The organism is Nostoc sp. JL31 (assembly GCF_017114965.1).
Lineage (GTDB): Bacteria > Cyanobacteriota > Cyanobacteriia > Cyanobacteriales > Nostocaceae > Nostoc > Nostoc punctiforme_A.
In genome coordinates, this window is the sequence record NZ_JABXKO010000122.1 from 127302 (window position 1) to 140282 (window position 12981).

Below are 12981 nucleotides of genomic sequence, written 5' to 3' on the forward strand. Positions count from 1 at the left end.
CGGTTGACAGGAGAAAAGTTTTTCAGGTTTATAACAGCGTTTCTACAATCGACGCGATTTTAAGTCGCGATCGGATAACTGTGACTGTCCTTAACAGTGCAGATAGATGAATCATTCAAATAACTACTTAGCAACTGAAAAAAATTGCTGAAATTGTACTACCAAGTTCCCTTACACATATTCGGAGTAAACAAATGGCTGGCACAACATACTACGTTTCTGCAACAGGCAGTGATAGAAATAATGGCTTAAATGAAAATTCTGCATTTCTCAACTTGGGTAGAGCCGTGTATGAGATGAAAGCAGGCGACACGCTCTACGTCATGAATGGTAATTATCAAATGAAAGGGGTTACGCTTTTTAACTTGAATGGCTCACCAGATAAATGGACAACAATAAAAGCTTATCCAGGGGCTACGCCTACGATCACAACAACAGGAAGTGGCATTAATATATTGAGTTCATCCTACGTGCGGATTGAAGGACTTGATATAAAAGGCAATCGGGAAAACATCACTCTCGAATATGCCTTACAAGAGAAGGATAACCTTAATAACCCCTTGACCAATAGTAATGGGATTGCTGTTAATGCATGGAAAAACGCCGAGGGTGTTGGTGGTACTAATCCCCATCATATTGTCATCACTGATAACAAAATTCGTAACTTTCCAGGTGGAGGCATAGCATTAAGTAATTCAGACTATATAACTGTTGAGAAAAACATTGTGTCTGGAAACGCTTGGTATTCGCCTTACGGCAATCAGGGAATATCCTCTCTCCGAAGTTTTAATTTTGATAACAATACCACTGACTACAGAATGATTTTTCGAGACAACATTGTCTACGATAACCAAAGTTTAGTTCCGTGGAAAGGAGGAGGCACTGACACAATCACTGAGGGACATGGGATTATGCTTGATACGACCCATGTCAGCAAAGATAATGTGGACTATACAGGTAAGGCATTAATTACAAATAACATCACTTACAACAATGGAGGTGCAGGCATTAATGTTTTTAAAGCTGCCAATGTTGATGTTATCAACAACACGGCTTACAAGAATGGCCGAGTTATTACAGATGCTGGAGAGATTGGTGTTACTTACTCGGAAAATGTACGTGTATACAACAACATTTTGTATGCAAGCGACAATCAAAATGCTAACAGAATCAGGTATGCCACAAATGTCACCTTCGATCGCAATCTTGTTTATAACTCGAACCTATTCCAAGCTTCAGATGATTTAAACGCTACAGAGTTACAGAATCTTTTGGGTCAAGATCCTCTATTTGTTGATGCAGACAAAAGGAATTTTGCACTTAAACCTGAAAGTGTTGCGATCGATGGTGGTTCTAATGGCTTCAATAACATCACTAATAAGACTCCTTATGATGGTGATGGGAATGGCAGTACAGTGATTGATATTGGTGCATACGAGGCTCCCCGCAGTTCTAGCAAAACCCCAGAAATTGAAGTTCTGAATGGCACAGTTAATATTATTGATGGCAACACTGCTATTAACTTTGGCGAGACCCTTGTTGGTGAGGCCTTGAGCAAAACCTTTACCATCAAGAACACCGGTATAGCTGTACTCAACCTGAGTAATCTTAAACTTCCCGACGGATTTAGTTTGGTCGGAACTCTTCCAACGAGCGTGGCTGTCAATGCTTCCACCAATATAGTGGTGGCACTCAACCCCACTACACCCGGCATCTATAGTGGCAGCCTCAGTTTCAACAACAACGATATCAATGAAAGCACCTTTGACTTTGCCATTAGTGGCACAGTTAGTACCCCGGAAATTCAAGTTTTCAATGGCACTGTTGACATTACAGATGGCAACACCACTGCCATTAACTTTGGTGAAACGACTGTTGGTGACACCTTGACCAAAACCTTTACCATCAAGAACACCGGTACAGGCCCACTCAAGCTGAGTAGTCTTAAACTTCCAGACGGATTTAGTTTGGTCGGAACTCTTCCAACGAGTGTGGCTGTTAATGCTTCTACTACCATATCGGTGGCACTCAACCCGACTACATCCGGTAGCTATGGTGGCAGCTTCAGTTTAAACAACAACGATATTAATGAAAGCCCTTTTGACTTTGCCATTAGTGGCACAGTCAGACCCGCTCCTGTCCCGCAAATTCAAGTTCTCAATGGCACTAACTCCAATGACACCTTTCTTATCCGACGAGGCGATGGCAATTACAGCATCACTGACTTTGGTGGTGTAGGTACTAGCTCAAACCCTTCGGCTGCGGTGGTTGCCAAGATAGACACCTTGCAATTTATTGGGACTGAATTGACTGCGAGAAATCTGCAATTAACTCAAAATGGCAACAATTTAGAAGTCAGCTTTGGAAATGTGGCTAATACCAAAGTCACTCTGCAAAACTTTAAGTTAGAAAACCTAGACAACTTAGCCGCATCGACAACAAGACCTGCCATCGGCAATATCATATTTGACGGAGAAGCCAGTGTTACCAAAAGCTTTGATGTGATTGCTGCCAACTCCACTGCAACGTATATTTCTACAGCAAACACTGTCACTTTCCTCAATGACTTGAACAATAACATCAGCGGTTTTTACAGTTCCAATGATGTGATTAATGGTCAAGGGGGTAATGATACTATCAATGGCAGCGGTGGTGACGACCTGCTGCGGGGTGGTACTGGCAACGATCTTCTGATTGGTGGACAAGGCAATGATACTCTTGTGGGTGGTATCGGTGCTGACTCTTTCCTCTACGACACCAATTCCATCTTTAATAGCGCTGTTGTCGGTATTGATACCATCGCTGACTTCAATCGCTCTCAAGGTGATAAGATTGTCCTCGACAAGACAACCTTTACTGCTATTACTTCAGTTGTGGGAACGGGTTTTAGTAAGGCCAGTGATTTTCAAATTACCAGTTTAGGGGCACTTAGCAATGCTGTAATTGTCTACGACCAGATGACTGGGCAGTTATTTTACAATCAAAATGGTAGCGCTGCTGGTTTCGGCACTGGTGGTCAATTTGCACAACTTACTGGTGCGCCCTATGTTACTGCCTCTGACTTCATCATTCAAGCATAGCTGGGTCGGGTAAACTGAGTGGAAGTGTAATCTAAACATGAATCGACTTTTAAGACGGCTTTCAATTAGATAGACAATACCCATAGGGGCGCAAAAAACATAGGAGTGAAAAAAAATCTAGAGATGTAGCACGGCTACGTCTCTGCAAGGGTTTTGGATAACGTATATTCAATTTATGGAGATGTTTAATAAATTGTAGTCAAGTAAAAGCAATTCCAAAAAACATCTTTTCAATAAAAACGTCGTTGCCCATGAATCATATCACCACTAGCGAGCTAAATTTTGGACTAGAAATAGCCGTACTATTTGGAACTTATAGTTTTAATATAACTACTGCTGTGGTTGCGATCGCAAGTCTTGTAATCGCCCCTGCAAAAACTTCCCCCATTCTGCTGCCAAAGGGATTTCTGTAAACGGAACCCGCACTGAGTTAGTAGATTCGGAAAATAGAAATTCTAATTCTATAGAACGACCTTTATCCGGTGGATTATTTACATTTACTGATTTTTCATCTACTAAAAACTGGATTTGTTTGATATCAAGCAAGGAGAATGTTTCTAGTTTAATAGGCCCTTGAGGCGTGGGTTTTCCCCAAGTGATATTGTTATCTTTTTGACCTAATACAGCATAAATATCATACTTGGCCCGTTCAAATTGCTCTGCCCAAGTGCGATAGGCTTCGACTTTTTGATACTCCTTCGAGCCTTGCCAAGCCAACCAGAAAAACATTACTAACAGCGGCAACCACAAAAGACCACGTTCCATCGTTAAAAAAAATCCTCAGTCCTGAGTGAAACTTGTAACTAAAAGTGCAAAATCTACCAACAAGGGGCGCAGATAAGTTATGGTATGAGCAAACTGGCAAAAAGCGGTGATGAGTTAATATGAGAAAACTTATATTATTGTGCTTGTTTGTCATTGGGCTGGGATCTGCCATGTTTAGTTTCCTGAATTTTCAGGGATTGGCAGCCAAAGGAGAGTTTGAGACGATTTTGCTTGATTTTCGGGAAGATATTCCATCACTTATAGTGGAACAGGATTTACAAGCGATCGCCAAACAATACAACGTTACACCCCAATTAGACAACAAGTTTTCTAAAAAAGATAATGTGTATATTATCAAGGGCGATCGCCAACGGCTCCAAGAACTGAAAAAATCTCAGTTTGCCCAAGCTACAGAATTCATTGAACCAAACTATATCTACAGCAATATTCCTCAACCAGGTGAAGTCGCTTGGCTGGGAGAATTTTTGCGACCCCAAGAAGATGAAGAAGCAAGTCCTTCATTAACTGGCCCTAATGACCAATATTACAGCAAGCAGTGGAACTTGCACAAAATCGGTATTGAAGGCGCATGGAGTCAAACCAAAGGCAGTGGCATCACAGTCGCAGTTATTGACACCGGAATTACCAAAGTTCGCGACTTGTATGAGACAAAATTCGTCAAGGGCTATGATTTTGTTAACGACCGAGAAGAAGCCACAGACGATAACGGCCACGGTACTCATGTTGCTGGAACTATTGCCCAAGCCACAAATAATAAATATGGCGTTGCAGGAATTGCCTACGAAGCTAGTCTGATGCCGCTGAAGGTACTCAGTTCTTATGGTGGTGGTACCGTTGCCGATATTGCCGAAGCGATTAAGTTTGCTGCTGATAAAGGCGCAGATGTAATTAATATGAGCTTGGGTGGTGGCGGTGAAAGCCAGTTGATGAAACAAGCGATCGAGTATGCCCATAGAAAAGGTGTTGTTATTATTGCCGCAGCCGGCAATGAAAACGCCAATGGAGCAAGCTATCCAGCGCGCTATCCCTACGTCATCGGCGTTTCGGCAATTGGCCCAGATGGCGAAAGAGCGCCCTATTCTAACTTTGGTGCTGGGGTAGATATCTCTGCTCCTGGTGGTAGTGAAGCTGGTAAGATTCTCCAAGAAACTATCGATGAAAAGGGCGAAGGCGTATTTCTGGGCTTCCAGGGTACAAGCATGGCTTCTCCCCACGTTGCTGGTGTTGCAGCATTAATTAAAGCTGCTGGCATCAAAGAACCAGATGAAGTGTTAAAAGTCCTCAAACAGTCAGCGCGAGTTATCCAGGATGATGGTTTGAACTATTATGGCGCTGGACAACTCAATGCAGAAGCAGCAGTCAAACTAGCCTTTAGCGGACAAATCAGTTTTCCAGATTTCTTTCGTTGGTTACGGGATAACGGCTATCTTAACCCTGGCTTTTGGATTGATGGTGGTGCGATCGCACTGTTACCCAAGATTTTAATGGTAGTTGGTTCCTATCTGCTAGCTTGGTTTTTACGGGTTTACTTCCCCTTTACTTGGAGTTGGTCTTTATCTAGTGGACTAATTGCCGGCAGTTCTGGATTATTCTTCCTCAAGGGAATCTATATTTTTGATCTTCCCCAATGGCCTTTCCGGGTTTTGGGCAGTTCAATTCCCGAACTAGGTAATACTCTCCAGGGAACTGATGCCTTGAATCCCCTATTTGCCAGCGTACTAATTCCCATTGTGTTAATGGCATTGCTGCTGGGACATCCTAGTTGGAAATGGTTTGCCATTGGTTCAACTTTAGGTGTAGCCGCGTGCTTAACTACAAGTGCGTTTTTCGATCCCGCAGTCTGGGGATTAGGAACTGGTAACTTAGCACGGCTCTTTCTGATTGCTAATGCCCTAGTCTGTTATGGACTTGTTCGTTTAGCATTGAAAAACGAACATGCTTAGAAAAGACTACCTCACAGCCCAAGGTTTAAGGCTTTACAACCAAGTTTTGAGTAGCATTTGAGTAGAAACTAAAAATCTGGGCAATCTGCCTCCACTACCTGTGGATGGCAGTAATATCTCAAAACGGTTTCTACCTTGTCCCCAATCCATCGGGCGACTTTATCGGGTGAAACGCCTTGAGTAATTGCCCAGGTAGCAAAGGTGTGGCGAGTTGAATATGGTTTTAGGTAGAAGGGCAAGCTTCCTTTTTTTACCAATTCTTTAAGAACTCCCAAAGAGACATATTCACGCCCGTTTATTTTTGAGGTGTGTCCGTTCCATACTTTTTGCAGCACAGCAGAAGATAACGGATTGCCGGACTCATCTGTAAAAACTAAGGTGTTGAGGTTACGAGACGGTTTGATCTCAAGCAGCAATTTTTGAAGTTTAGAGCCTGGGACGGTTGGAAATGTCCTTTTGACTCCGTTCTTGGTGCTTTTCAATATCCGGTATAAATTACGTGATTTGTTAATACGAATTTTGCAGCAATCATCTGAGATGTCTCCCCAAGTTAGTGCAAAAGCCTCACCGGGGCGACATCCTGACCAAAATAGAAATTTGACTAACCCTCTTCTGTCACTCTCCGGGAGGGCGATTGCTAGAAGCCTTATGAGGCAATGAATACAAGCTATACTATTAGAAAAAAATCGGTCTTGTATTTGCTATTAGAAAATAATCGTGCGATGCCTGCGGCGGGCTACGCCTACGCAGGCTATACAAAAGCTCTAGAATTCAGAAATGGCAAATCTTTTCGGAGAGTGACAGAAGAGGGTTATAAGAATCTGATTTAATTTGCTTTGCACCAACAGACTTAGATAAAATAGTTTTTTAATGACTCGAAAATCTTTTTGTTAGTAACTTTATAGATACTACAACCAACGTTGTTTTTTAGCATAGACAATACTGCCAATCACAATTAATGCCATCATACAGATCACCACAGGATAAGCCCAAGGCTGTTCTAATTCCGGCATATATTTGAAGTTCATACCATAGAAACCAGACATAAAAGTGATTGGTAAAAATATGGTCGATAAAATAGTCAGGCGATTAATTCGTTCGCCTGTTTTACTAGCAATATTATCGCGTTGAATTTCCATTAATTCTGACATCCAGGCTCTTATCGCTTGATATTCTTGCCAGAGTTTATCAACGTGATGAACCAATTCTTGATTGAATAGTTCTTTTACTGGCTGACCGATCCATTGGAAATCTTCATTATCCATAATAGCCATAAGTAACTTGATGCTTTGAAAATTACGGCGTCCAGAACGAGTAGATTGCCTCATTGTGGCAATTTTTTGGTACGTTGATTCATCACCAGAATTGTCTAAAACTTCATCTTCTAAATCATCAAGTTTTCTAGAAATATAGGTAAATACAGTTTCGTAGTTATTCAAAATATCTTTAAATATGAGATAAAAAAGATAGTCAATTCCCAATTTTGGAATATCTAGAGTTCGTTTTTGGAGATTATTAGCTAAAATAGTTAAGATTTTGAGTTCAGTGATTTCAAAAGTGATAATGAAATTATTTCCAACCACAATGTTGCCACGCACAACCTCAAACTCATTATTTTTTATTTGAGAACTTAGGATTTCATAGCTGTCAAATAAACAATCTTCTACGTCTTCATCAATTCCTACAGGGGAATGGTTGAAAATCATGTTAACACGAGATGGATTGAGTCTAAAGTGCTTGATGATTTTGGCTGTTCCAGTGCGATCGCGGAAGTGAATACAACGCAACCAAATATTGTGAGAACTATCAATTCTTTTCAATACCGTATCGACATCTCTATGGGTGAAGATTTCCAGGTTATCTGGATGAAAAGTCAGCAGAATTAGCATATAGCAATCCTAATTGAGTCGTAATAAAATACTGTGACTCATGGTAATTAATCAGGACTTTAGTCCTTGTTTTATAAGCACTAAAGCGCTTACTACAAACCATCAAAACTAGTTTGATAAAGTACTAGTCGTAAATTTGTAAAGTAAAATACATTTAAATAGCACAATCACTTTCTAAGAGTTTTGACTGTTGATAGTCAACACTATATTGAGTGGTAACTCAATTTTTTTCTATTTTCCCAGATTTAGGGCGAGTAGTTGCCACTGGCGCTGAATTATTTTGCAGAATTGCAATTTCCCGCTGTGCATCTTGATAACTATCTTGTTCACCTTGCTGTTTGAATAGTTTTGCAGCTTTTTTGAAATCTGCGATCGCACCCGGTTTATTTTTCTGCTTAGTGCGAATCACACCCCGGTTATAATAGGCTAAGGCATTGTTAGCATTAATTGCGATCGCTCGTGAATAATCCTGATTTGCAGCTTTTTTATTTCCCAGTTCAAGATAGGCGTTACCACGGTTGTTGTAAGCTGCTACATTATTAGTATCTAGTTTTAGTGCTGCGGTGTAATCTTCAATAGCACCTTTATAATTTCCAAAAGAAAAGCGGTGAATCCCTCTGTGAATGTAAGCAGCAATAAATTTAGGATCGATTTGTAAAATAGTATTGTAATCTTCAGTAGCTTCTACATTATTTCCCAAATCGCTGTAAATATCACCACGATTTAGATAAGCTTCTATGTATTTGGGATTGATGTTGATTGCATCTGTGTAATCTTTAATTGCTTCATCTTTTTGTTTATTAATAGATTGAGTTAAACCCCTTTGATAATAAGCTTTGGTATCACTAGGATTAATCTTAATTACTTTATCAAAATCTTGCATTGCTTCAAGTCTTTGTTTGAGGCGACGGCGAAGAATACCTCGTTGCAAGTAGGCTTCGGTATACTGGGGTTTAAGAGCGATCGCTTTGCTAAAATCTTCAATTGCACCTTTATTATCCTTCGATTGAGCAAGAGCTAATCCTCGTCCATAGTAAGCATAAGCATCTTTAGAATTTAACTTAATTGCTTGAGTATAATCCGCGATCGCTTCTTTGTATTTGCCTAATGCCGAAAAAGCAAATCCTCGGTCAAAATAGGCATTAGCATCTTGAGGATTGAGTAAAATGGCTTGACTAGAATCTGCTTGTGCTTGCTCGTAGTCTCCTAATCGATAATAAGCATCGCCTCGCCTATTATAAGCCAAAGCGTTTTGCGGATCTAATTTAATAGCTTGATTGAAATCTTCAACTGCTCCTTCATAGTTTCCTGACTCATATTTATTTATTCCCTCTTGGTATAATGTCTTTTGAGCATCACTCACAAGTTTTGGCGATCTCAATTGCCACGCTGCAACACTAAGGGTAATACATCCAGCTATCCCTGCTAGAACTAGTAATAATTTTTTCTGATGCTGTTTTTGTCGATCTTCATCAACATTGATTAACTTTTTCAGGTCATCTAAAACTTCCGTTGCATACTGGTAGCGCTTACGATAGTCAAAACGCACCATTTTATTAATAATTTTTGCTAATTTTCTGTTAACTTTGAGATTTTTATCGCGCCAAAGTATTTCACCTGTCAGCTTATTTTTCTGACTTCGCAAATTAGATATTTCCTTTGCAGGTAAAGCTTTCAGTGCTGCGATCGCAACGATACCTAAAGCATATATATCACTGTTGTATTTGAGGTTGCCGTTAATTTGCTCTATAGGCATATATTCGAGATTTTCAACAGTATTAGTGATGGCTTCATTAAAAGTACCCAAATTAACCAAAACTAACTTTTTATCTGATGTCCGACGAATAATATTTGCTGGTGTAATATTCCGATGAATTACGCCATAGCTATGTATAATGACCAAAGTTTCTAATATCTCTAACAAAAGAGTAATTACTTGGTCTTCTTTTAGAAGTTTTTCCTGGATAATTTCATCAGTTAAAGGATTACCAGGTATGAATTCTTGGACTAGATAAAATTCTTCATTTTCTTCAAAAGAAGCAATGAGCTTTTGAATTTTATCGTGTTCTTGTCCGAGTTTTTCTAAAGTTGCTGCCTTACTGTCAAACAAGCGGCGTAAGATTGTTAAAGCTTGAGGATTGCTATTGGGAAGAGATAACTGCTTTACTACAAGTTCTTCACCATTAAGATTAACATCTTCAACTAGATAGGTTTTCTCTTTTTCCCCATCATTGAGAACTTTTAGTATTTGATAATGTCCATTTAGTAAATGACTATTCATCAATATAAAATTATAGTCTGATAAATTGGTCGATTATAGCTTACGTGTTATTACTACTGATTTTAAAATATAAATATTTATTTATTAAGCAACTTCAAATGAGATCGATGCGCGGGCTGCTACCGCGTGTATATTGCAAAGTCCCTCTCCCAAGGTTGCTACGGTGTATACACAAGTCTGAAATAGCTGAGTAACCAAGGTTTTACCCCACCCTAACCCTCCCCTTATAAAGGGGAGGGAACTAGATTTCTGTTTCCCCCCTTTATAAGGGGGGATTAAGGGGGGTAATTTGAGTTGTGTGTACACTGTAGCCCAAGCTTGGGAGAGAGATTTAGGGTGAAAGCTCTTTGATTCAGGTTTTACGCTGGTACGACAAATTTCTCGCTACCAGCCAGTTCAAAGGCTGCATGAATGGCTTGCAAAGCTTTAACACCTTGTTCTTGCGCCACAACACAACTAATTTTGATTTCTGAAGTGGCAATCATTTGAATATTGATTTGGTGTTGGGCTAAAGCTTCAAACATTTTCGCAGCAATACCTGGTTGTCCAACCATACCTGCACCGACAATACTCACTTTAGCGATCGCACTATCTAAAACAACCTCACCCCATCCTAACTCTGCTGCTACTTGGGTAAGCATTTTTTTGGCACTTTCCCCATCGAGCCGCGAGACTGTAAAGGCAATATCTCGCCTGGGAACACCATCAATCACCCGGCAGCGCTGAGATTGGATAATCATATCAACACTAATATTATGTTGCGCTAATAATCCAAACAACTTCGCCGCCATCCCCGGACGATCTGGCAATTGGCGAATAGCAAGACGCGCTTGATTTAAATCGAGGGCAACGCCGCGAACAGGAGGACAATTGGGCAGAGGGGAATCTATGCACGTCTCCCCTGCTCCCCTGCTCCCCTGCTCCCCTGCCTCAATTTCAAAGGCGGTGCGGAGTGCTAAGACAGCGCGATCGCATTCTGCGGCATCGACTACGCAACTTACTTTCACTTCGCTGGTGGAGATCATTTGAATATTCACGCCTGCTTCGGCTAATGTGGCGAACATCTTTGCAGCAACACCAGGACGGCCAATCATTCCCGCGCCTGCGATGCTGACTTTGGCAATGTTATGTTCTACCATTACCTCGGCTTCGTCAAACTTGGGGTTAGATTGACTTCTCAGTGCTGGGGCGATCGCTGTTGCTACTGCTTCTGCCCGTTTTAATATTGGCGTGGTGACAGTAAAGGCAATGTCATTACTGTTACCTTCATGAACTGATTGAATAATCAAATCTACATCTACTTTTTGCCGAGAGATTTCGCCAAATAACCTTGCTGCTACGCCTGGTTTGTCGGGTACGCGCAACAAAGCAACCTTGGCTTGGTCAGTGTCAAATTCTACAGCATCCACTGGACGGGCAATTTCTAGATTAATTAGCGATCGCCCTTGGGGTTTGGCTGATGTCACCCAAGTTCCTGGTTGATCCGTCCAGCTAGACCTAACTACAAGGGGAACCCCATAGTTACGGGCAATTTCCACAGCACGGGGATGCAGCACTTTTGCGCCTAAGCTAGCTAATTCCAACATTTCATCGCAGGTGATGGCATCCATCAACTGAGCTTCGGCAACCAAGCGAGGGTCTGTAGTGAGAATACCTGGAACATCTGTATAAATTTCGCAAAAATTCGCTCTTAATGCGGCTGCGATCGCCACTGCTGACGTGTCAGAACCACCACGACCCAAAGTCGTAATTTCCATCTCTCCAGCGCTAGAGATACCTTGGAAGCCAGCTACTACAACTACTTTACCTTCATTTATGTGGCGACTTAGGCGAGTAGTTTCAATATGTAAAATTCGAGCGCGGCTGTATTCGGCTTCGGTAACAATTCCTACTTGAGCGCCAGTCATGGAAATTGCGGGTTGTCCGAGTTCCTGCAAAGCCATACTGAGTAAGGCAATCGTTACTTGTTCGCCAGTAGAAAGCAGCATATCCATTTCCCGGCGATTAGGATTTGGAGAAATTTCAGTAGCTAGTTTGACGAGTCCATCGGTGGTTTTGCCCATTGCCGAAACCACTACGACGATAGAGTTTCCAGCTTTAACAGTTTTATAAACACGCTGTGCAACAGCTTGAATACGTTCGACTGAACCGACAGATGTACCACCGTATTTCTGAACTATGAGCGCCATAACTTTTTTTTAATCAATTGTGCCTGCTTTCATTAACGCTTCCACCTGGTTAGGAAGCCTTCAAGGCTTATCAGTTATATAGTTTACTAAATATTGTGTCGAATACCCTATAATAATTGATTATTCAAAAACTACATCTTCGTAGAGTGCTGCCATTGTTTCCTCAAAATCCACACTATTGAGTCGAAATGATTGATGCTCTGCTGTGTAAGATTGTAAAACCCATAACCCTTGCTCATTGCGTCGAAAACACTCAACTCGCTGACGTTTTATATTAATTAAAACATATTCTTGCAGACTTTCGAGTGTTTGATAATCGGCGAATTTGTCGCCCCGGTCAAAGGCTTCGGTAGAATTAGATAAAACTTCGACAATTAAACAGGGAAATCTTTTATAACCTGGGGTTTCTCGATCTCGTCGATCGCAAGTAACCATCACATCGGGATAATAAAAGCGATTCAGAGATTCGATTCGCGCTTTCATGTCAGCGATGTAAACACGACAACCAGAGCCGCGCATATAATTACGGAGGAGAGCAAACAAGTTTCCAGCAATGGTAACGTGTGGATCAAGCGCTCCGGCCATTGCGTAGATGTAGCCGTCTATATATTCATGCTTGATATCGCTCTGTTCCTCCATTTGGAGGTATTCTTCAACGGTGACGTAATTTTGTTGGGGTGAGGCTATCATAGTTGAAACTTTAATTCAGGAATATAAGCTTCATTCTAGCGATTGCTTACTATCACCATTGCCATTTTTGGTTGAGTCGATGGGGGATATTATTCCCCGCACCTCTCAGTTAGATCCGTGCGT

Annotated in this window: 8 protein-coding genes; 2 read left to right on the top strand and 6 right to left on the bottom strand. The window is 41.1% G+C overall.

From position 1 onward, the window contains the following. Positions 1-194: 194 nt before the first annotated feature. Positions 195-3080 (top strand): choice-of-anchor D domain-containing protein, encoded by a 2886-nt coding sequence (locus HWQ43_RS33100; RefSeq protein WP_292741539.1) that lies wholly within the window; start codon positions 195-197, stop codon positions 3078-3080. A 330-nt stretch (positions 3081-3410) separates the two neighbouring features. Here HWQ43_RS33100 and HWQ43_RS33105 read toward each other — a convergent pair whose 3' ends face one another. Continuing rightward, complete coding sequence (locus HWQ43_RS33105; RefSeq protein ID WP_292741541.1) at positions 3411-3845, bottom strand: hypothetical protein; 435 nt, start codon at positions 3843-3845, stop codon at positions 3411-3413. Positions 3846-3964: 119 nt separating this feature from the next. On the opposite strand from HWQ43_RS33105, the gene HWQ43_RS33110 reads away from it, so the two are divergent. Then, positions 3965-5809, top strand: coding sequence for a S8 family peptidase (locus HWQ43_RS33110; RefSeq protein ID WP_292741544.1), 1845 nt, complete (start codon positions 3965-3967; stop codon positions 5807-5809). 68 nt (positions 5810-5877) lie between these two features. Here the strand turns inward: HWQ43_RS33110 and HWQ43_RS33115 are convergent, their stop codons facing one another. The 5 genes from HWQ43_RS33115 to HWQ43_RS33135 form a co-directional block, all read right to left on the bottom strand. Further along, positions 5878-6507: a site-specific integrase gene (locus tag HWQ43_RS33115; RefSeq protein ID WP_366932942.1), complete on the bottom strand. Its 630-nt coding sequence runs from the start codon at positions 6505-6507 to the stop codon at positions 5878-5880. A 210-nt stretch (positions 6508-6717) separates the two neighbouring features. Then, positions 6718-7698, bottom strand: coding sequence for a CorA family divalent cation transporter (locus HWQ43_RS33120; RefSeq protein WP_292741546.1), 981 nt, complete (start codon positions 7696-7698; stop codon positions 6718-6720). Between the two features lie 220 nt (positions 7699-7918). After that, on the bottom strand, positions 7919-9979 hold the full coding sequence (locus HWQ43_RS33125) for a tetratricopeptide repeat protein (RefSeq protein WP_292741549.1): 2061 nt from the start codon (positions 9977-9979) through the stop codon (positions 7919-7921). 359 nt (positions 9980-10338) lie between these two features. Continuing rightward, positions 10339-12168: an aspartate kinase gene (locus tag HWQ43_RS33130; RefSeq protein WP_292741552.1), complete on the bottom strand. Its 1830-nt coding sequence runs from the start codon at positions 12166-12168 to the stop codon at positions 10339-10341. Positions 12169-12288: 120 nt separating this feature from the next. Further along, entirely contained in the window at positions 12289-12858 is a 570-nt protein-coding gene (locus HWQ43_RS33135; RefSeq protein ID WP_292741555.1) for a Uma2 family endonuclease, read from the bottom strand. Positions 12859-12981 lie beyond the last annotated feature (123 nt).

What these genes read in the sequence shown, in the direction of transcription:
- HWQ43_RS33110 (WP_292741544.1), top strand. Translation starts at nt 3,965, where the DNA reads ATGAGAAAACTTATATTATTGTGCTTGTTTGTCATTGGGCTGGGATCT.
- HWQ43_RS33100 (WP_292741539.1), top strand. Translation starts at nt 195, where the DNA reads ATGGCTGGCACAACATACTACGTTTCTGCAACAGGCAGTGATAGAAAT.
- HWQ43_RS33125 (WP_292741549.1), bottom strand. Translation starts at nt 9,979, where the DNA reads ATGAATAGTCATTTACTAAATGGACATTATCAAATACTAAAAGTTCTC.
- HWQ43_RS33130 (WP_292741552.1), bottom strand. Translation starts at nt 12,168, where the DNA reads ATGGCGCTCATAGTTCAGAAATACGGTGGTACATCTGTCGGTTCAGTC.
- HWQ43_RS33105 (WP_292741541.1), bottom strand. Translation starts at nt 3,845, where the DNA reads ATGGAACGTGGTCTTTTGTGGTTGCCGCTGTTAGTAATGTTTTTCTGG.
- HWQ43_RS33120 (WP_292741546.1), bottom strand. Translation starts at nt 7,698, where the DNA reads ATGCTAATTCTGCTGACTTTTCATCCAGATAACCTGGAAATCTTCACC.
- HWQ43_RS33135 (WP_292741555.1), bottom strand. Translation starts at nt 12,858, where the DNA reads ATGATAGCCTCACCCCAACAAAATTACGTCACCGTTGAAGAATACCTC.